Below are 21,028 nucleotides of genomic sequence, written 5' to 3' on the forward strand. Positions count from 1 at the left end.
TATCGAAGCAGTCTTGCATGCAAGCGTAGTCAATAATTCAAGACACAATATTTCTTCAGATTCGTGAGAGTGCGAAACCTGTGGCGAGGGGGCTTGTCGGAACGCCGCACCGCCCCGTTTGAATGCGTAGCACTCACAAAATTTTTGGTGCATCAGAGATTTTGGGGCTGCTTCGCGGCCCAACGGGGGCAAGCCCCCTCGCCACAGAAACCCCAGACAGCAAAACGCCCGGCGTCTGCGTGTTGCAGAGGCCGGGCGTTGCGCTGAAGCCTGCGGTTTTACTGGATGGTGACGTCGCCAGTGCCGCCGAGCTTACTCATCACAAAACCGACAAACTCTTCGAGGGTCATTTTCTGGCCGTTGAAGTCCACCTGATTGTTGGCGTAATGCAACTTGGTGACGACGTTATTACCGTCCAGTTTTGCCAGTTGCGTACCGACCGCCATGCTGCTGAACATGTCGGCGGTTGCGCTCGCCTGATCGGCGATGAGCTTGGCATCGGTCTGACCGTCGATTTGCGACTGCACGGTGAGCAAATCAATGAGCATTGGCTTGGACACCAGTACGTTGAGTTCCAGCAACGCGATCAACTGCTTGACCAATTGGTCCGGCGGCAGGTCCATGGATTGCGGTTTGGTCAGGTCCAGCACCAGGTTGGCGCGGCTTTCGCCGTTGCTGGTGTTGAACGACAGGTTTTCCAGGGCCACCTGGGGACCTGCGGCCAGCAGTTTCTCCAGACCGGTCTTGACCTGTGCCTCTTCGGCCGGGGTCAGGTTCAGCTGCGGCGCCGGCAGACCGGCGGCAGTGGCTTCGGCGGCGGCCCGCTCGTACGGTTGCAGTTTGGTCTGGTAGATCTGCATCAGCGACATCGTCGACGGGATGTCGAGGTTTTTCAGGCTCATGGCCATCTGCGCAGAGCCGATAACCTTGCCGTTCAAGGACACTTCACCGACCTTGTAATCGGCACGCCCCGAAGCGTTGGTGCCTGATTCCCCGGTCTGGTTCTTCATTTCAAAGTTCTTGAAACCGAGTACCGATTGCTTGGGGCCAAAGGTGGTTTTGCTGTTTGTCAGCTCGAGGGTGTTGTCACCGACGTAATAGCCGTAGGTGCTTTTGTTCAGGTTGCTGGCCAGGGTCAAGCCGTTGAGCTCGACCTGCACCGGCGTCTGGTCTTCAGCCACAGTGGTCAGCTTCAGGCTGTCCATGTAACCGTCGGCCTTGACCTTTTGCGCCTGGGCGCTGGCGGCCACGTCGAGTTTCAACCCGGAGAACGTCAGGTTGGACTTGTCATCCAGTGCCGCTTCCAGCGGCAGGAATTCGAGCGAGCCCTTGGTGGAGTTGTCGTAGCCGATGTTGACCACACCCTTGACCGGGGATTTGTCCTTGGCAGCGGCGAACCACTTTTCGGTCAGCGGGGTTTTTTCCAGCTCGTAGTGACTGGTGGCCAGGACTGGCAACCACTTGAACGATACCAGGCGCGAGAACGGCAGCGGGCCGTGTTCGATGCGGTCGACGAACAGCATCTCCATCGGCGCTTCACCAAACATCTCGCCCTCGCCCTTGAGGCGGTAGTGCGCGGTGCTGCTGAACACATGACGTTCCAGCGACACCAGTTCCAGCGACGCCGTTCCGTTGGAGCCTGCCAGCGCGGCTTGCAGTTCTTTGTTGGCGTCGGCGATCGAGCTGTTCAGCACCCCATCGAGTTTGCTGCCGGTGTACCAGGCGCCGCCCGCGCTGATTGCACCGATGGCCACGACAATTCCTAGAAGCACGCCTGCTGATTTATTCATGAAGTACCCGATCAATGTCCATTGTTGAAAGTCTGGTCGTCTTCCCTGAACCCATAACGGGTCGCGGTCACGACTGCGCTGAAAGTGGCGAGGAGATTAGCATTTGCGCCGCAGGGCGGCCCAATGATTAAAGGTGAAAGAGTGTCCATGGGCTGCGGCTGCCTGTGGACAACTGGCAGGGGAGAGTTTCGGCGATCGTTCAATCGCCTTCGCGAGCAGCCCTGCCAATACAACCTTACGAATACTGAACCTCGATCTCATCAAGCTGATGATCAAAACTTTTTAGCCGCGCGGTCCACGTATACACCAGCACTTCAAAATCCCGATTGATCACCGCCCCGCCAGTCACTTCCGCGCGTGGGTCACAGAAATCCAGTTGATAGCGTTCGCGGGCCATGGCGTTGGCGACATCGGACAGTTCTCGGGCATTGTTGAGCCAGTGCCAGCCCTCGTCGGCCACTTGCTTGTCCAGCGCCTGGCATTGCTTCTTCAAGGTTTCGAGGCTTTTTTCCAGCGGCGTGCCGGTAAGTTCGCCCATGACTTCCTGAAACGTGCGCCCCGGTTGCCAGTAACTGCCCCAGAAATATCGGTCGAACACCGTTTCTACCCGACGCAACGCCACCTTGGTGTCCCAGATCAGTACCAGGGTTTTGCCTTGTTCGAGTTGTCGTTTCTTGATGCGCTGGTTCTGGAGCGAAGCCCAGGCGACCACCACGATGGCCATCACGGCGATCAGTGCCGCCGCGCTGTCGAGGAAGATCAGCGCCTTGTCGATCTGGTGGGCCAGCATGACGCCATAGAAATAGGTGGCCGACAGCAAAACCAATGCCGCAATGGCGCACCAGAAGCCGGGAGCGTAAGGGTTTTTCATTATTAGATCCCCATGACCAACGCAAGCCTTGATCGACGGGTTCGCCGCGCGACCCCATCAAATCAAAGCATAGCAACGGCCTCAGGGTTTGCCGGGTTGTGAGCCTTGCGTTCGTCCGCTTTCCCAGCCGCCGCCCAAGGCGAGGAACAAATCGATCTGGCTCATGGCGACCTGGGTGTTGGCCGAGGCCAGTTGCGCCCGTGCATCGGTGTAGGTGCGGGTGGCTTGCAAGTCCGCCAGGAACGACGCGCGACCGGCCTGGAAGAAGCGGTGGGTCTGGTCTGCCGCCAATTGCGCCGACTGTTCGGCGTCCGCCAACGCATCGCGACGCTGAAGTTGCGCGGAATATTGCGCCAGGCCGGTCTGAGTCTCGCGGATGGCGTTGAGCACCACGCCATCGAAATGCGCCAGCGCGCCTTGGGTTGCGAACTCGGCCTCACGGATGCGCGCGCGGGAGCCGTTGGACGGTACGGTCCAGGTCAGCAACGGACCAAACCCCCAGCGATTGGTCGACGGTTTGCCGAGGTTTTCCAGAATCCCGACCGTACCAACGGTCGCACCGATGCTGATGTCCGGGTACAACTCACCGGTGGCAATGCCGATGCCGGCGGTTGCCGCCGCCAACTTGCGCTCTGCCTGGCGCACGTCTGGCCGGCGTTTGAGCAGCGCGGCGCCGTCACCCACCGGCAACAATTGGACAATTTTCGGCAGCTCCGCACAGGTGGCGGTTCCGGCCGGCAATTGCTCGACTGGTTTGGCCAGCAGCATCGACAAACGGAACAACCCGGCCTGACGTGCGGCTTCATAACGCGGTAATTCGGCGCGCAAGGATTTGAATTGGGTTTGCGAGCGAGTGACCTGGGTTTCATCGCCGCGTCCGGCATCGCGCAAGCGCTGGGTCAGGGTGGTGCTCTGGGCTTGCAGGTCGAGGGAATGCTGCGCGATCTCCCGCTCTTCGTTGGCCGCGCAAACCTGGGTGTAAGCCCGCACCACATCGGCCACCAGGGTAATGCGCGCTGTATCCGCTGCCGCCTGGGTCGCATCGGCATTGGCCTTGGCCGCTTCGATGCCGCGCTGCAAGGTGCCGAACAAGTCGAACTGATACGAGGTCGTGATGCCGATATCGCCAACGTTGGCCACGGGCACTTTTTCCGGTATCAAGAACGCTTCGCCGGACTCCTGCAAACGCTGGGCGCCGACCTTCACGCCGCCGCTCCAACCACCCGCCGCCTGCGCTTCGTCGACCTGAGCGCGAGCCCGCGAAAGATTCGCCGCCGCCACCCGCAAATCGGTGTTGGAGGCCATGGCCTGCTGCACCAATTGGTCCAGACGCGGATCCTGATACAACCGCCACCAATCGGCGGGCACCGGTGCCGAGACGACATGTTTGCCGTTTACCGCCAGGTCGCCCTGAAAGTCTTCACGGTGTACGGCGGCCTCGTCCGGCAAGTGATAATCCGGCCCCACTACCTGACAGGCCGACAGCAACAAGCCCAATCCGGCAACCGCCAAACCCGAGGCCCTGCTCATTTCGCCGGCCCCCCGATTTGATCGTCGATGATCGACACGGTGGCCGTACGCCCGGCAATCATGCGGAAATCTTCCGGCACCTCATCGAAAGCGATTCGCACCGGAATCCGCTGGGCCAGCCGCACCCAACTGAACGCCGGGTTGACGTTGGGCAACAGGTTGCTGCCGCTGCTGCGGTCACGGTCTTCGATGCCGGCGACGATGCTTTCGACATGCCCGCGCAGGCGCGCACGGTCGCCGATCACCCGAATATCAACGCTCTGGCCGACATGAATGCCGTCCAGTTTGGTTTCTTCGAAATAACCGTCGATATGGAAGGAGTTACTGTCCACCACCGACAACACTGGCCGCCCGGCGCTGACGAACTCCTGGGAGCGTGGCGCCCGGTCGTTGACGTAGCCATCCACCGGGCTGCGGATCACTGAGCGGTCGAGGTTGAGCTGGGCGCTGTCCACCGTTACTTGCGCTTCCATCAACGCCACTTCGGCGCGCGCCACCCGGGACTGGCTTTCTTCCAGTTGCTCGGCCGGGACCAGATTGCCCAAGCCACGGTTACGCTTGGCCTCGCGCTGGGCCTGGGCCAAGGTTTCCTGACGGTCGGTGACGGTCGCTTTGGCTTGGCGCAAGGCCAGCTTGAAGCGGTCCTGATCGATGCTGAACAGCACCTGGCCGCGTTTCACCCACTGGTTGTCGCGCACCTCCACTTGCTGGATCAGCCCGGAGACGTCCGGAGCGATCTGCACAATGTCGGCACGGATATGCCCGTCCCGGGTCCAGGGCGCGAACATGTAATACATGACCATGCGCCAGACCACGACAATCGCGAAGGTCACGATCAACAACGTCAGGACCACACGGCCGAGGGTCAATAAAGGTTTTTTCATGTCATCAGGTATCGACTGAGTGAATCCACAGCGCCGAGCAGCACAGCGTAGAGAGCCACGTTGAACAATGCCCGGTGCCAGACCAGACGGTAAAAGTGCAGGCGCGTCAGCACCCCGTGCACCAACAGGAACAACACGTAGGTAATGCCCATCAGCACCAGCAGCGTAGGCAGGAACACCCCGCTGATATCCAGATCACCGATCATAAAGGCGCTCCATCGATGCCATGGGGAAGCGGTTCCTCGAGTTCGCCCGTGCCGACAAACTCGACGCCCGGCAACAGCGCCAGACGCAGGCCGCTCAAGGCGTGCAGCAAATGCAGACGGGTTTCGTCATCACCTTGGCCGCCGAGGGCGCGGCGGGTGCGATCGAGGGTCATCAGCAACGGACTCGGCGCCGGCAGGCGTTCGCCCGCCTTGAGGCAGGCCTTGAAGTACTCGCCGACTTCAGCCACCACCTGGCGCAGCAGCGCTTGCGGCGCACCCGGCACTCGCGGCGAATAGGCGAGCAGGTCCAGCAGATTCAGGGCCACGCGCACTTCGCGCAGGGCGATGCCGGTGTCCTGGCCGGTCATGGCCAGTCGCGGCAAATGCTGCATCAGGCGATCGAGCATCTGCACGCCCATGTGCCGGTGTTCGGCCAGCGTGGCCGGTTCGGTCAGGCCGACGATGTCGCGCCAGCTGAAACGGGTCAGGCGCTTGGCCGCCAGTTCCGCACCGAATGGCCGGGCGATCAGGGTCCAGATGAACGCGAACAGCAAACCCATGGGCCCGGCCAGGTTGGAGTTGGTGAAACTGAGAAAATCCGCGTCGTAGGCGCCCTGAATGCTGATGAAGGACGAGGTGTTGACGATGGTCAGCAACATCCCCAGATAAAAACGCGGCTGCACCGTCAAGGTGCCGACGCAGATGAACGGGATGGCGAACGCCAGCACCAGCATCGGGAAGTCATGCAGGTTCGGCAGGATCAGAAACAGATAAAGGCCGGCGAACAGCACCGACATCGCGGTCCAGAAAAAGAACCGGTAGATCTGCGGCGCCGGGTCGTCCATCGACGCAAAGAAACTGCACGCCACCGCCGCCAGGATCACCGCGCTGCCGCCGTCGGTCCAGCCGAGCAGAATCCACAGCACCGAGGCGACGATGATCGCGGTGACCGTAGAAGCCGCCGAATAGAGCATCAAGCCACGGTCGAGAAATGGTGACAGTCGCCCCAGCCGCCAGTGCCGATACACCGCGCGCCAGTTGTCCTGACTCTCGCACTGAATGGCGTATTGCAGACTGCGACAGTCTTGCCACAGGTCGACCCACTCGCCGAGGCGATACAGCGCGTTGGAAAACAGCAACTGCTTGCGATCGTCCAGCGCCTCGGCACTTGGTTGCAGCGCTTCGAGCCGGTTTTTCAGGGCCTGCCAACGGTCGAGATCAGCGTCTTTGTGGTCAAGCCATTCGCTGGTGGCGGTCAGCAGTGGCGCGAACTTATCCACAAGCTCCGGCGTGCGCCGCTCGAGGGCATAAAGCGCATCGTCGAGGGCGTCGACCACCGGCAACAGATGAATCATCCGACCGCGCAGTTCCTTGGTGTTGCGCACCGTTTGCGCCCGCGCGCCCTCGTGGGGCAATTGACCGATCATCAATTCCAGGCTGTTGAAGTTCGCCACCATCGATGAACGCAAGGCGCTGACTTCGTCCGGCTGCACGTTGCGGCTGAGGAAGCGCAGGCTGTAGGTCGAAGCATCGGCAAACCATTTGTTCACCGAGTCGTTGAACACCGGCGCCAGCCGCCGTGGCCAGAACATGGCGCCAACCACCGCCGCAACAGCGATGCCGAGGAAGATTTCTTCGGTCCGCGCCTCGGCCACGTCCCACACCGTCAACGGATTATTCACTACCGGCAAGGCGATCAGCGGCAAGGTGTAACCGGCGAGCATCAAGGCGTAGTTGTTGGCAGTGCGCAGATGCAGGGACAGGAACAGCAAAATCCCGGTCCACAGCGCGATGACCACCACCAGCACATAAGGGCTCTGGACGAACATCGGCACGAAAAAAACCGCCGCTGCTGCACCGAGCAAAGTGCCGGCCGCGCGGTACAACGCCTTGGAACTGGTAGGGCCGAGGAACGGACTGGAAACGATGTACACCGTAGCCATCGCCCAATACGGACGAGGCATTTGCATGAGCATGGCGATGTACAGCGCAATCATCGAGGCCGCGAACGTGCGCACACCGTAGAACCAGTCCCGCGCCGGGGGCACGCCGGTGAAAAATCCGCTCAAGGCTGGGCCACCGAATGATTGGCCGCTTCGAAGGCTTTGAGTACCCGTAGCGCCGCTTCCAGATCACTCTGGTCGATGCCTTCGAGCACCTCCTGGCGCAAACGCACCAACTCGGCTTCGACCGCCTGCACCAACTCGCGACCGGTGGCGGTCAGGCTCAGGCATTTGGCGCGCCGGTCATGAGCGTCTTCGGTACGGCAGACGTAACCGGCATGACACAGCTGATCCAGCAGCCGCACCAGAGACGGGCTCTCCATCCCCGCCGCCTGCGCAACCGTCACCTGCCGCACACCCTCGCCCAAGCGCCCGATCATCAATAGCGGGGCGGCGCAGGCTTCGGAGATCCCATAGTTGACCAGCGTGGTCTGGCAGATCTTCCGCCAATGCCTGGCGGCCACCACCATGGAGCTGCTGATGTTCATCTGGAGAGCGGCGAGGTTCTTTGGCACGAGGGAATGCACACACTGTTAGTTTGCTAACTATCAATATGGCATTCGAGGGGAAAGTTGGTCAAGTTTTGAAACAAATTGGCGAGCAACGGCCAGACGCGGAAAAAGCTAACAAACTCAGTTTCTGCCCAGTTTTTTTTACCACTCACCAGTTTTTTTTACATTTCGCCATTTTTCTCCAGATTTTTTTACACCCCCCGCCCCTTCCTCAGCATTACATCCAACTGATCCACCACCTCCGCCCAATCCGCGTCATCCAGAATTTCCTCACGCAGTAACTCTGCCTGGCTCTCGCTCCAGAAGAACGCGTCCGCCAGGTGCAGTTCGGGTTTGAGCGGTGAATGGGTGGCGATGAATTTATCAATGCTTTCGGCGTCGTCAGGCAGGCCGAGTTGTTTGAACAGGGCCGGGAGGCTGTGGGTGGGGGATTCCATGTCGGGCTCCTTCGTGATGGCTGAATGAGGGTGACCGCGACGCGGCCATTCGCGGGCACGCCCGCTCCCACAGGTTTTTTGCAATTCCTGTGGAGGTGGGCTTGCCCGCGATGACGGCGGTTACGCCGACAGACTCAACTCGCAGACCTCGGCATGCGGCACCATTTTCAGATATTCCGGTACGCTCATGTGTACCAGGTTGTTGTGGTTGCCGGCTTCGAGGTAGATGTCTTTCTGCCGGGTCAGCATCGGGTCAATGACCATGTCCATTCCATAGGATTCGCCCAATGCAGGCACGGCGCCACGTTCGCAATCGTCGAACAGGTGCGGCAGGTTGCTTTCCCGGGTGACTTGCCATTCGCTGCTGCCACGGACTTTGCTCAGGTCCAGGTGACGGCTGGCGGGCAGTACGGCCATCAAGTAATGCCCGTGGCGATCGTCGAGGATCACCGATTTGGCCACCCGTTCGGCAGGAATGCCTGCAAGCCGCGCCGTTTCAAGGCTGCTGGCCGAGTGCGGATGGGAAACGATGTCATATTCGCAGTGCGCCTTGTCCAGGCTGGTCTGCACGGTTTTTGCCATACGCATGATGCACCTCGGTGTCCGCAACAACGAATGGCGGACGATGGTTAGAATTTTTTCTCTCCATTAAAAGTCTAGGCCCGCTGGTGGGATCCGGCGGGAAATCCGCCCGTCGGAGGCGGTCAACAACTGGTCAAAATTCATACAACCACAGGCTCAACTAGACTTGTACACAGAGCCACGAACGGCTCGCGGACGGATGACTCTCCCGGAGGGTCAAGTGAACATTCGTTGCTGTGTAATTGCGCTGCTGCTGGCCCTGAGCGGACCGGTTTTCGCAGCGGACACCGTTGTAGTGCTGGTTCCCGACCCCATCGGGATCTGGCTGATCACCTTTGGCATCGCGTTTATGATCGCCGAGGCGGCATTGCCCAATTTCGGCGTGGTCGGTTTTGGCGGCATTGTGATATTCGTGATCGGCGCACTGATTCTGACCGATGCCGAAGTGCCTGTTCCCTTGATCATCGTCCTGGGGCTGATCAGCGCACTGCTGCTGATTTTCCTGCTGATTCGCGCCTTGAAAACCCGACCGCGCCGCAACTTCAGCGGCGACGCCGAATTACTGGGCAGCGTGACGCCGATAACGTCGTTGCAGGCTGGCAATGCTTATGTCGGCTGGGTGCACCTGCAAGGCGAACAATGGCAAGTCATGAGTGCCACACCGCTGAAACCGGGACAACAGGTCCGGGTGGTGGCACGCAAGGGTCTACTGCTGCAAGTGGCCGCGACTGACGCGGCACCGGGTGGAGAATAGTCATGGGTCTGCAATTGGGTTTTGCCGCGCTGCTGTTATTGCTGATTGCACTGGCGGGGTCGACTTTCCGCATTCTGCGCGAATATGAACGCGGCGTGGTGTTCCAGCTCGGACGCTTCTGGCAGGTCAAGGGCCCGGGTCTGATCCTGCTGATTCCGGCGGTTCAACAAATGGTCCGTGTCGACCTGCGGACCGTGGTGCTCGACATACCGCCGCAAGACGTGATCACCCGCGACAACGTCTCGGTCAAGGTCAATGCGGTGCTGTATTTCCGCGTGCTCGACCCGCAACGGGCGATCATTCAGGTCGAGGACTTTCTCATGGCCACCAGCCAACTGGCCCAGACCACGTTGCGGGCGGTGCTCGGTAAACATGAACTCGATGAATTGCTGGCCGAACGGGAACGGCTGAACGTCGACATCCAGCAAGTGCTCGATGCCCAGACCGATGCCTGGGGCATCAAGGTGGCCACCGTCGAGATCAAGCACGTGGACCTCAACGAATCGATGATTCGCGCCATCGCCAAACAGGCCGAAGCCGAACGGGAACGCCGGGCCAAGGTAATCCATGCCGAAGGCGAATTGCAGGCCTCGGAAAAACTCATGCAGGCTGCCGAAATGCTCGGGCGTCAGCCGGGGGCCATGCAGTTGCGCTACATGCAGACGCTGAGTTCGATTGCCGGTGACAAGAGTTCGACCATCGTCTTCCCGCTGCCGATCGAATTGCTCAAGGGGATGGCGGATTTGTCATCAAAATCCTGATACACCGATAACCTGTGGCGAGGGAGCTTGCTCCCGCTGGGTCGCGAAGCGGCCCCAACATCTGCGACTTCTACGCAGCCGAGTGGGAGCAAGCTCTCTCGCCACAAAAAGATTATATTTTGCGCAATTGTTCCAACCCCTCATACGGTTCCCGCGCCCAGCGTCCCACCCGTTCACGAAGCAACGCCGAGGCTTCGCGACGCTTGTCATCGCCGTCGCCGACAAACACCTGCGACGGCTGCTTGGCATGTTGCCCCACTGCCGCAAACACCTGCCGGCGCTGCTCGATGTCCAACGCAAAGAACGCCGCCAACCGCCCCGCCATCGCCTGCGGCAGTTCGCTGTAATTCACCGCCCAGCCGCCAAATGCCTGGCATTGCGCCAACCCCGACGCCAGCAACCGCCCCAACCGCCGAGCGATGTAATCCTCACGGCCGCTGAATGGAAATTCGTCATCCAGCACACTGGTACCGATCATCCCCGGCACCATGTGCACGCCCGGACGACGCAGATGCGAGACAGCAATTTCCAGCGGATCGCGATAAAGAAACAGCCACGGTGTTTCAGGGAAGCACTCGCGCAGTAACGGCAGTTCACCGATGTTCCAGGCGTCGAGTTTGATCACCAACCGTTGCTCCACGCCACGTCGACATTGCCCGTAGGCCGACAGTAACCCTTTGATCGCCGCACGGCGCTCGACAGCAGGCAAATCGCTGCGTAGCAACGCGTCCAGTGGCGGGGGTTCGCTGATGACAATGTGGTTGTCGAGTCGCGCCAGCATCTGGCTGACCAGGGTCGAGCCACAGCGGGAGGCGTGAAAGATAAAGGCGCTCGGCGTCAGACCGGGGCTGCAAACCTGCCAGTCCGTGAGGGTCGACAATGCCGTTTTTCGACGAAACGCCTGATTGAACGGCAACCGCAGCGCATCCTCCACGGCGTCACGAAAAAACGGCTGATGCAGCCGCGTGTCACCGAACCAGCACCAATCGACTTGCCATTGCCCAGCCTCTTGCCACACGCGAATCGGCAACCAGCCTTCGAGGTTCAGGCGCTCCATTGTTCAGTCCACTGGCGGCGACCATCGCGCATCGCCGCACGCAATTCTTCGCGGGTGAACACAAGGCCATGCTCGGCGGCCAGCTCCAGAGTGCGGGCGACAAAGGCTTCATTGTCCCGCAATCCCTGCAAGGTCTTGCACAGCTGCGGATCGCTGGCCAGCAGTGCCTTGAATTGCTCTAAAGCTTGATCACCGATTAGCGGCGAGGGCGTGGTTGCCACCCCATCGATAATCGCCTGCTCCAGCCAGGCACCGGGCCGGCAATCGAGCACCAGATGAATTCGTGTCTGGGTATCGCGATTGTCCACGCGATGAGGTCGCGCCAGGTCGAGGTACCAGCACTCGCCGGCGGCCATCGGCATGCGCTGGCCGTCCAGCATGAAGTCCACTTGAGGTGGGCTGAGCAGCGGGATGTGCAGACGCAAGTCCGCATCCGGTTCGCCCAGGTCATAGTCGCGATGCTCGTGGATACGCCCGCCCGGGCCGAGTCGCAACAGGCGCGCGCAGACAATCTCCAGCGGCAGATCCCGCAGCCCTTGCTGCCATCGACCATCCTGTCGCCAGGGTTCGCGCAATCGAGGTTCACCGCGACCGGGTGCCAGCTCGGTCAAGGCATCGGCCGCGGATATCAGCGCCACGCCGCTCCAGTCGCCAGTGTAATAAGCGCTGTTGAAATGACCGTGCCAGTCGTCCTCGTCAATCGCCGCCAGCGCCTGCAACAGCAACGGCAAATCCACCGTCACCGGCAATCGGGAGAATGCCGGCCGGCTCATCGTTTCGGCAGCACCGCGCATTCGCCGAGCCAGGTCAGCAAACGGTCAAGACAGGCCTCGACCGATTGCGCGCCCGTATCGAGCACCAGCGACGCACACGGCGGTGGCTCGTAAGGCGCGGAGACACCAGTGAACCCCGCCAACTCACCCCGTCGAGCCCGGGCGTAGTGACCTTTGGGATCACGCTGTTCACACACCGTCAAAGAGGCGCTGCACCAGACTTCGCGGTAATCCTCGCCCAGCCGTCGGGCAAACAGTTCGCGCAACTCCACCAAGGGCGCGATCATCGCGAGGATGACAATCTGCCCATTCTCGACCAACAGCGCCGCCACTTCGCTGGCGCGGCGGATGTTTTCCAGGCGATCACTGTCGGTGAACCCCAGATCGCGATTGAGCCCGACCCGCAGTCCATCGCCATCGAGCACCACACTCTGCACGCCATGTTCGAACAGCTCGGCGTGCAGTGCCTGGGCCAATGTCGACTTGCCCGCGGCCGGTAAACCGGTCAGCAGAATCGCCGTGCCGCGATGGCCGTTGCGGGCCTCCCGTTGGGCGCGGCTGATGCTCGCCGTCGGCGCCAGCAGGTTAGTGGACCGGGGCATGGGCCACCGGCGGTACTGAGATGTTGCCCGCCGCCCACGCCTCTTCGCGATTGGCCAGTGCAGTGGCGATGGACTGGACTTCGGTAGATTGCACCTCGTCCGGCAGCGGATCGAGACCGGCGCTGGCGAAAATTTGCCCGTAAGCGTTGCGCAGGTCAGCGTAGGACAGGTCGCGACGCAGATCGGCCTGCAACGTGTTCAGCTCGCCCTGGATCAGATCCAGTTCACCCAGCCCGGCCGCCTGATAGCGGTTGCGCAGCTGGCCGATGATTTGCCCGTCGATGTTCGACAACTGCTGATTGGTCTGGAACTGCCGCAGTGCTTCGCGGTAGTTGGCGTTGGCCACGTAGAGCTGGGCCAACACTGCGATGGACATCGCCTGACGACGTGCCGTGGCGACTTCTTCGCCGGCCTTGGCGACGTCGATCGCGGCGGGTGCGGAAATCACATTGAACAGGTTCCAGGTGACTTTCACCCCGTAATCCGCCCAGCTCTGTTCCACCAAAAACGAGTTGCTGTCGTAATGCCCGCCAGCGGAGAACTCCAGCCCTGGTAACAGGCGCAGCATGGCTTTGCGGGTTTCGGCTGCGCTAATGCGGGTCTGGTAATCCTGCTCGCGCAACTCCGGCCGACTGGTCAGGGCTTCCTGCTCCAGGCTGGCGAGGTCGACCTTGAGCTCCGGAATGACGTAATCGTCCTGGGTCGCCAGCGTCAGCTCGGTATTCAGTGGCAGGTTGATCAGGGTTGCCAACTCGGTTTTTGCCAGCGACAGCGCGCGGCGTTGCTCTTCCAGTTGCCGGGTGGCTTCGATCAGCGAGCGCTGATAAGCCAACGACTGGATCGGATCGCCGATACGCTGTTGGCTCATGCTCTGGCTATTCTCACGGGCGGTATCGACCCGGGCCATCAGGCTGTCGATTTGCTTGAGCAAACGCTCGGCGGCCACGGCTCGCCAATAGGCCGAGCGCACGTCCTGGACGATGGTGTTGATCACCTTGCGCCGACGTTCCTGCACGATCAGCCGCTGATCACCCTGCTGCTTGGCGCTGATGTAGCTGACGCCGAAGTCGAGCACGTTCCAGACCATGGTCAGGTCCGCCACGTCACGGTCGCGGTCCTGGGAGGTCGACGGTTCCAGAGACTGGGTGCCGGTGCGCACGCTCTGGCTGCTGGAGGCGTTGACGTTGTTGCGCCCCACGTAACCGGCATCCAGCGCCATGCGCGGCAGCATGTCGAAACTGGCGAGGTCAAGTTGGCGCTTGGCCAGGGCTTCTTCCATGATCTTGAGCCGGCCTTCGAGGTTGTATTTCACCGCTCGGGCCATGGCCTGGTGCAGGGTCAGCGGGCCGCTGAGGGGCTCCTGCCCCTTGTACATGTTTTGCAGATCGCTTTTGGCGCGCTGTTGGCTGACGCTGCGTTCGATCGGTTGACTGGTGACTGCACATCCGCTGATCGCCAGCGCCAGCAGGCTGGCGCCGAACAACTTATGACTTCTTTTCATCCTTGTATTGCCCCCAGTGCCGTACTGCTTTAATGGTTTTTTCAGGCCTGCATTTCACTGATACCGACCTGTTGCAAAGCCGCGGCCAGGCTGTCGACCTGCCGTTGCTCGGTGTCTTTGAGCTGTTGTAATTGCTGGCCAAGAGTCGGTGCGCCAAACACGCCGCGCAGCCCTTGGGAAGCATCCCCCGACCTGATTGACTGATTACCAAAGGTGTTCAGCGAATCCCCCTCGCTACTGGTGGCCTGATTGAACAGGCTCGACAGCGTGCTGCTGCCGAAGACCCCCCCATCGCCCCCGCCAAAGCCGAGGAAGCCGTGGCCTGAGCCATCGCCACCGTTGTCGCTGCTGGTGAATACCTGGGCAATAAAACTCGGCGTCAGCGCCCCGTGGTTTATGAAAATGTCGCCCAGAGGCCGAATGCCATTGCCCATCACCCGTTGTTCAAACAACGGGGCAAAGGTCAGCGGCGAGCCGAGATCGCCAGTGGGTGGGGTGAAGATGATCGGTTGCAATGGCACGTTCGGCGGATCGGCGACGACCACCGGTGTCAACACCAAGGGCGGGGGCGTCGGTACGGTGTTGATCGTGTAGTTATTGGATACCGCGACGCTGGCGCCCAGGTTGCCTGCCAGGTCCGTCACATTGCTGGTGTCCAGCGCAATGAAGTTACTCGGGTCGGTAATGTTCGCGGCGGGCGTGAAGGTGCCGGTCCAGGTCTTGCCGCCGTCGCTGCTGGCCAGATTGGTCAGTTCACCGTTGGTCACGCTCAAGTCCGACAAATCGAAGTTGCTGACCGCTTCGCTGAACGTGAAGGTCACCAGCGTCGTCTGACCAATCCCCAGCACCGGGTTGGCAACCACGATGCTGACGGTCGGGCGGGTCGCATCCAGCGCATAGTTGTTGGAGATGGCGATGCTGGCGCCGGCATTGCCCGCGGCGTCGAGCACATTGCCGGTGTCGAGCAGGATCAGGTTGGTCGCATCATTGATGCTTGCGGTCGGTGTGAGTGTGGCGGTCCAGGTCACTCCGCCGTCGCTGCTGGCCAGGTTGGACAACACGCCATTGGCCACGCTGAGGTCGGACAGGTCGAAACCGGACACCGCTTCGCTGAAGGTAAAGGTCACCGTGGTGGTCTCGCCGATCCCCAGTTTATTGTCCGCGACCACAATGGTCGCGGTCGGGCGCACGGTGTCGATGGCGTAGTTGTTGGAATCGGTCACGCCGACGCCGCTGTTGCCCGACCCGTTTGTCACTCCGCTGTTGTCCAGACTGATCAGGTTAGTGGTGTCCGTCACACTGGCCGCAGGCGTAAAGGTCGCGGTCCAGGTCACACCGCCATCGCTGGACGAAACATTGCTGAGGGTGCCGTTGGCAACCGTCAGGTCAGCGTTGGTGAAACCGCTCACCGCTTCGCTGAAGGTAATAGTCACCAGCGATGTTTCACCCACCTTGAGGGCATTGTCGGCGACTACGATAGTGGCGGTCGGTATCTGGGTTTCCACCACATAGTTGGCCGAGTTGGTGGTGCCCGCCCCGGTGTTGCCGGCCAGGTCCAAGACGCCGCTGTTGCTCAGGGTAATGAGGTTGCTGGCATCGGTAACCCCGGCAGTCGGGGTGAAGGTCGCGGTCCAGGTGATGCCGCCGTCGCTGCTGCTGACCGCGCTCAAGGTACCGTTGGCGACGCTCAAGTCACTGTTGTCGAACCCCGTCACCGCTTCGCTGAAGGTGATGGTCACCACGGCGGTTTCCCCCGGTTTCAGGGTCGAATCACTTAACACGATGGTGGCCGTCGGACGCTGGCTGTCGATGGCGTAGTTGTTGGAGTCGGTGGTGCCGCTGCCGGTGTTGCCAGCCACATCGGCCACCCCGGTGTTGTCCAGGGTGATCACGTTGGTCGTATCGGTGATGCTCGCCGCCGGCGTCAGGGTGGCGGTCCAGGTGATGTTATCGCTGGTGCTCAGACTGCTCAGGGTACCGTTGCTCACCGTCAGGTCGGCGATGCTGAAGCCGGTCACCGCCTCGGAGAAGGTGATCGTCACCACTGATGTCTGACCCACCGCCAGCGCCGAGTCCGCGACCACTATGGTGGCCGTCGGGCGCACGGTATCGATGGCGTAGTTGTTGGAGTCGGTGGTGCCGCTGCCAGCGTTGCCCGAGGCGTTGGTCACACCGCTGTTATCCAGGGTGATGACGTTGCTGGTGTCGGTGATGGCACTGGTCGGGGTGAAGGTCGCGATCCAGGTGATACCGCCGTCGCTGCTGCTCACCGCAGTGAGCGTACCGTTGGCAATCGTCAGGTCGGCGTTGGTAAAACCGCTCACCGCTTCGCTGAAGGTGATCGTCACCAGCGACGTTTCACCGATTTTCAGCGCGTTGTCGGCCACCACGATGGTGGCCGTCGGCAGCACCGTATCGATGGTGTAGTTGCCGGAGTTGGTGGTGCCGCTGCCGGTGTTGCCCGCCAGATCGCTGACTCCGGTATTGTTCAGGGTGATGACGTTGCTCGAGTCATTCACGCCGACGGTCGGGGTGAAGGTCGCGGTCCAGGTGATGCCGCCGTCACTGCTGCTCACCGCCGTGAGCGTACCGTTGGCGATGCTCAGGTCCGCGTTGGTGAAGCCGCTGACCGCTTCGCTGAAGGTAATGGTCACCAGCGAGGTTTCGCCGGCAGTCAGCGTCGTATCGGCCAGCACAATCGTGGCGGTCGGACGAACCGTGTCGATGGCGTAGTTGTTGGAATCGGTGGTGCCGCTGCCAGCATTGCCCGCCAGGTCACTGATCCCGGTGTTGTCCAGGGTGATCAGGTTAGTGGTGTCGTTGATGCTCGCCGAAGGCGTGAAGGTTGCCGTCCAGGTGATGCCGCCGTCGCTGCTGCTCACCGCCGTGAGCGTACCGTTGGCGATGGTCAGGTCGGCGTTGGTGAAACCGCTCACCGCTTCGCTGAAGGTGATGGTCACCAGCGAGGTTTCGCCGATTCTCAGCGCCGAGTCCGCGACCACGATGGTGGCCGTCGGGCGCACGGTATCGATGGCGTAGTTGTTCGAATCGGTGGTGCCGCTGCCCACGTTACCGGAGGCGGCCGCCTGCACGCCGGTGTTGTCCAGGGTGATCAGGTTAGTCGCGTCGGTGATGCTGGTGGTCGGGGTGAAGGTCGCCGTCCAGGTAATGCCGCCGTCGCTGCTGCTGACGGAGGTCAAGGTGCCGTTGGCGATGGTCAAGTCGGCATTGCTGAAACCACTCACCGCTTCGCTGAAGGTAATGGTCACCAGCGACGTTTCACCGATTTTCAGCGCATTGTCGGCCACCACGATGGTGGCCGTTGGCAGCACCGTATCGATGGTGTAGTTGCCTGAGTTGGTGGTGCCGCTGCCGGTGTTGCCCGCCAGATCGCTGACCCCGGTATTGTTCAGGGTGATGACGTTGCTCGAATCATTCACGCCGACGGTCGGGGTGAAGGTCGCGGTCCAGGTGATACCGCCGTCGCTGCTGCTCACCGCCGTGAGCGTACCGTTGGCGATGCTCAGGTCCGCGTTGGTGAAGCCGCTGACCGCTTCGCTGAAGGTAATGGTCACCAGCGAGGTTTCGCCGGCAGTCAGCGTCGTATCGGCCAGCACAATCGTGGCGGTCGGACGAACCGTGTCGATGGCGTAGTTGTTGGAATCGGTGGTGCCGCTGCCAGCATTGCCCGCCAGGTCACTGATCCCGGTGTTGTCCAGGGTGATCAGGTTAGTGGTGTCGTTGATGCTGGCGCTCGGGGTGAAGGTCGCGGTCCAGGTGATGCCGCCGTCGCTGCTGCTCACCGCGCTCAACGTGCCGTTGGCGATGGTCAGGTCAGCGTTGGTGAAACCGCTCACCGCTTCGCTGAAGGTGATGGTCACCAGCGAGGTTTCGCCGATTTTCAGTGCCGAGTCCGCGACCACGATGGTAGCCGTCGGGCGCACGGTGTCGATGGCGTAGTTGTTGGAGTCGGTCGTGCCAGTGCCCACGTTACCGCTGGCGGCCGCCTGCACGCCAGAGTTGTCCAGGGTGATCAGGTTGGTCGCGTCGGTGATGCTGGCGGTCGGGGTGAAGGTCGCCGTCCAGGTAATGCCGCCGTCGCTGCTGCTCACCGCCGTGAGCGTACCGTTGGCGATCGTCAGGTCGGCGTTGGTGAAACCGGCTACGGCCTGATCGAAGGTGATGGTCACCAGTGAGGTTTCGCCGATTTTCAGTGCGTTGTCGGCTACCACGATCGTCGCGGTCGGCGGGGCGGTGTCGATCACGTAGTTGTTCGAGTTGGTGGTGCCGCTGCCGGTGTTGCCCGCCAGATCACTGACCCCGGTGTTGTTCAGGGTGATCAGGTTGGTGGTGTCGTTGATGCCCGCCGAAGGCGTGAAGGTCGCCGTCCAGGTGATGCCGCCATCGCTGCTGCTCACCGCCGTGAGCGTACCGTTGGCGATGCTCAGGTCCGCGTTGGTGAAGCCGCTCACCGCTTCGCTGAAGGTAATGGTCACCAGCGAGGTTTCGCCTGCGGTCAGGGTTGTATCGGCCAGCACAATCGTGGCGGTCGGGCGCACGGTGTCGATGGCGTAGTTATTCGAATCGGTGGTGCCGCTGCCGGCATTGCCCGCCAGGTCGCTGATCCCGGTATTGTCCAGGGTGATCAGGTTGGTGGTGTCGTTGATGCTCGCCGAAGGCGTGAAGGTTGCGGTCCAGGTGATGCCGCCGTCGCTGCTGCTCACCGCAGTGAGCGTACCGTTGGCGATGGTCAGGTCCGCATTGGTGAAACCGCTCACCGCTTCGCTGAACGTAATGGTCACCAGCGAGGTTTCGCCGATTTTCAGTGCTGTGTCCGCGACCACGATAGTGGCCGTCGGGCGCACGGTGTCGATCGCATAGTTGTTGGAATCGGTGGTGCCGCTGCCGGCATTGCCGACAGCATCGATGACCCCGGTGTTGTCCAGGGTGATCAGGTTGGTCGTGTCGCTGATGCTGGCGGTCGGGGTGAAGGTCGCCGTCCAGGTGATGCCGCCGTCACTGCTGCTCACCGCAGTAAGTGTGCCGTTGGCGATGGTCAGGTCGGCATTGGTGAACCCGGTTACCGCTTCGCTGAAGGTGATCGTCACCAGTGAGGTTTCGCCGATTTTCAGCGCATTGTCCGCCACCACGATGGTCGCCGTCGGGCGGAGCGTATCAATGGCATAGTTGTTCGAATCGGTGGTGCCGCTCCCGGTGTTGCCCGCCAGATCGCTGACCCCAGTGTTGTTCAGGGTGATCAGGTTGGTGGTGTCATTGACGCTGGCCGAAGGCGTGAAGGTCGCGGTCCAGGTGATGCCGCCATCGCTGCTGCTCACTGCCGTAAGCGTACCGTTGGCAATCGTCAGGTCCGCGTTGGTGAAACCGCTGACTGCCTCACTGAACGTTATGGTCACTAGCGAGGTTTCACCAATGCTCAGGCTGGTATCGGCCACCACCAGGGTCGCGGTCGGGCGCACGGTATCGATGGCGTAGTTGTTCGAATCGGTGGTGCCGCTCCCGGCATTGCCCGCCAGGTCGCTGACTCCGGTGTTGTCCAGAGTGATCAGGTTGGTCGTATCGGTGATGCTGGCGGTTGGGGTGAAGGTTCCCGTCCAGGTGATGCCGCCATCGCTGCTGCTCACCGCCGTGAGCGTACCGTTGGCAATCGTCAGGTCGGCGTTGGTGAGGCCGGTGACCGCTTCATTGAAGGTGATGGTCACCAGCGAGGTTTCGCCGACTTTCAGCGCATTGTCCGCCACCACGATGGTCGCGGTCGGGCGTACGGTGTCGACCGTGTAGTTATTGGAGTTGGTGGTGCCGACGCCGGCGGTGCCCAGGCCGTTTATCACGCCGGTGTTGTCCAGGGTGATGACGTTGGTCGTATCGGAAATACTGGCGGACGGGGTGAACGTTGCCGTCCAGGTGATGCCGCCATCGCTGCTGCTGACGGAGCTCAGGGTGCCGTTGGGGATAGTCAGGTCCGCGTTGGTGAAACCGGTCACGGCCTCGGAAAAGGTGATCGTCACCAAGGACGTTTCGCCGATGCTCAGTGTGGTGTCGGCGACCACAATGGTCGCGGTCGGCGGTGGCGAATACGCGGTGTTGAGTACGCCACCGTCGTTATAGATAGTCGCGAAGGAGGTCGGCGAGGTGCCGGTTGAACCTCCGCCCTGCGCGGTACCGCCTGCACCACTGGCCGCGGCATTACCGGCCAGGGCCGCGAAGTTGGCAGCCGTGATCAGTAGCGTGCCTTTGTTCCAGATCGCACCGACGCCCCGGCCGCCAATGCCGCCATTACTGGCATTGCTGCCTTGGCCACCACCACCGCCACCGCCGCCACCGGCGCCGATGTTGTTGCTGATGGTCGACGTGCCGATGACGGTTATGGTGCCGCTGCTGGCGTTGTAGATCCCGCCCACCGCATTGCCGCCAGCGCCACCTACCTTGTCCCAACCGGCCCCGCCGCCGCCACCGCCAATGGAAATCGTGCCATTGGTGGCCGTCGAACCGTTACCGCCGTTGCTGTAATAGGAAACGCCCACCCCGCCAGCACCGCCAGTGGTGGTACCGCCGCGACCGCCCATATGGGTGGCGTCATAACCGCCGCCATAACCACCGACACCGGCGCTGCCCGCCTGGCCGCCCAATGTGCCGGTGCCCGGCCCTGCCGAACCACCGTGCCCGCCGCCCTGGCCACCTGGACCGCCACCAACAACGCCAACACGGGCGTCGGCTCGTTGCGTGCCGCCCTCGCCTCGGCGCAGA

The 21,028-nt window shown here is 61.5% G+C and carries 16 protein-coding genes; 2 read left to right on the forward strand and 14 right to left on the reverse strand.

Annotated elements, in window-relative coordinates:
* Positions 1 to 278: 278 nt before the first annotated feature.
* The 9 genes from ACCC96_RS14040 to ACCC96_RS14080 form a co-directional block, all read right to left on the reverse strand.
* Positions 279 to 1,790, reverse strand: a complete 1,512-nt coding sequence (locus ACCC96_RS14040; protein WP_026331889.1) for a YdgA family protein — start codon at positions 1,788 to 1,790, stop codon at positions 279 to 281.
* A 235-nt stretch (positions 1,791 to 2,025) separates the two neighbouring features.
* Positions 2,026 to 2,661: a hypothetical protein gene (locus ACCC96_RS14045; protein ID WP_019651562.1), complete on the reverse strand. Its 636-nt coding sequence runs from the start codon at positions 2,659 to 2,661 to the stop codon at positions 2,026 to 2,028.
* Between the two features lie 81 nt (positions 2,662 to 2,742).
* On the reverse strand, positions 2,743 to 4,191 hold the full coding sequence (locus tag ACCC96_RS14050) for an efflux transporter outer membrane subunit (protein ID WP_413696139.1): 1,449 nt from the start codon (positions 4,189 to 4,191) through the stop codon (positions 2,743 to 2,745).
* Positions 4,188 to 5,075 carry an efflux RND transporter periplasmic adaptor subunit gene (locus ACCC96_RS14055; protein ID WP_413696140.1) on the reverse strand — a complete coding sequence of 296 codons (888 nt, stop codon included), beginning with the start codon at positions 5,073 to 5,075 and terminating at the stop codon, positions 4,188 to 4,190. Before ACCC96_RS14055 ends, ACCC96_RS14050 begins: the two co-directional genes overlap by 4 nt.
* Complete coding sequence (locus ACCC96_RS14060) at positions 5,072 to 5,281, reverse strand: DUF1656 domain-containing protein (RefSeq protein WP_018929385.1); 210 nt, start codon at positions 5,279 to 5,281, stop codon at positions 5,072 to 5,074. The genes ACCC96_RS14055 and ACCC96_RS14060 overlap by 4 nt, the downstream gene beginning before the upstream one ends.
* Complete coding sequence (locus tag ACCC96_RS14065) at positions 5,278 to 7,350, reverse strand: FUSC family protein (RefSeq protein ID WP_413696141.1); 2,073 nt, start codon at positions 7,348 to 7,350, stop codon at positions 5,278 to 5,280. The genes ACCC96_RS14060 and ACCC96_RS14065 overlap by 4 nt, the downstream gene beginning before the upstream one ends.
* Complete coding sequence (locus ACCC96_RS14070) at positions 7,347 to 7,772, reverse strand: MarR family winged helix-turn-helix transcriptional regulator (protein WP_258671877.1); 426 nt, start codon at positions 7,770 to 7,772, stop codon at positions 7,347 to 7,349. Before ACCC96_RS14070 ends, ACCC96_RS14065 begins: the two co-directional genes overlap by 4 nt.
* Before the next feature lie 215 nt (positions 7,773 to 7,987).
* Positions 7,988 to 8,233, reverse strand: a complete 246-nt coding sequence (locus tag ACCC96_RS14075; protein ID WP_007940999.1) for a DUF2789 domain-containing protein — start codon at positions 8,231 to 8,233, stop codon at positions 7,988 to 7,990.
* A 120-nt stretch (positions 8,234 to 8,353) separates the two neighbouring features.
* Entirely contained in the window at positions 8,354 to 8,821 is a 468-nt protein-coding gene (locus ACCC96_RS14080) for an aminoacyl-tRNA deacylase (RefSeq protein ID WP_007940998.1), read from the reverse strand.
* Positions 8,822 to 9,035: 214 nt separating this feature from the next.
* On the opposite strand from ACCC96_RS14080, the gene ACCC96_RS14085 reads away from it, so the two are divergent.
* Both ACCC96_RS14085 and ACCC96_RS14090 read left to right on the forward strand, forming a co-directional pair.
* Positions 9,036 to 9,569, forward strand: a complete 534-nt coding sequence (locus tag ACCC96_RS14085) for an NfeD family protein (protein ID WP_413696142.1) — start codon at positions 9,036 to 9,038, stop codon at positions 9,567 to 9,569.
* Positions 9,570 to 9,571: 2 nt separating this feature from the next.
* Positions 9,572 to 10,330 (forward strand): slipin family protein, encoded by a 759-nt coding sequence (locus ACCC96_RS14090; protein WP_019651568.1) that lies wholly within the window; start codon positions 9,572 to 9,574, stop codon positions 10,328 to 10,330.
* A 112-nt stretch (positions 10,331 to 10,442) separates the two neighbouring features.
* Here the strand turns inward: ACCC96_RS14090 and ACCC96_RS14095 are convergent, their stop codons facing one another.
* The 5 genes from ACCC96_RS14095 to ACCC96_RS14115 all read right to left on the reverse strand — a co-directional run.
* Complete coding sequence (locus tag ACCC96_RS14095) at positions 10,443 to 11,387, reverse strand: sulfotransferase family protein (RefSeq protein ID WP_413696143.1); 945 nt, start codon at positions 11,385 to 11,387, stop codon at positions 10,443 to 10,445.
* Positions 11,375 to 12,160 carry an aspartyl/asparaginyl beta-hydroxylase domain-containing protein gene (locus ACCC96_RS14100; RefSeq protein WP_413696144.1) on the reverse strand — a complete coding sequence of 262 codons (786 nt, stop codon included), beginning with the start codon at positions 12,158 to 12,160 and terminating at the stop codon, positions 11,375 to 11,377. Before ACCC96_RS14100 ends, ACCC96_RS14095 begins: the two co-directional genes overlap by 13 nt.
* Positions 12,157 to 12,762: an adenylyl-sulfate kinase gene (gene cysC / locus ACCC96_RS14105; RefSeq protein WP_413696145.1), complete on the reverse strand. Its 606-nt coding sequence runs from the start codon at positions 12,760 to 12,762 to the stop codon at positions 12,157 to 12,159. Before cysC ends, ACCC96_RS14100 begins: the two co-directional genes overlap by 4 nt.
* Positions 12,746 to 14,263, reverse strand: a complete 1,518-nt coding sequence (locus ACCC96_RS14110; protein ID WP_028939527.1) for a TolC family protein — start codon at positions 14,261 to 14,263, stop codon at positions 12,746 to 12,748. Before ACCC96_RS14110 ends, cysC begins: the two co-directional genes overlap by 17 nt.
* A 41-nt stretch (positions 14,264 to 14,304) precedes the next feature.
* The coding region (locus ACCC96_RS14115; protein ID WP_413696146.1) for an Ig-like domain-containing protein at positions 14,305 to 21,028 on the reverse strand (6,724 nt) is incomplete at its 5' end.

This window comes from Pseudomonas sp. Pseusp11, from assembly GCF_047304405.1.
Lineage (GTDB): Bacteria > Pseudomonadota > Gammaproteobacteria > Pseudomonadales > Pseudomonadaceae > Aquipseudomonas.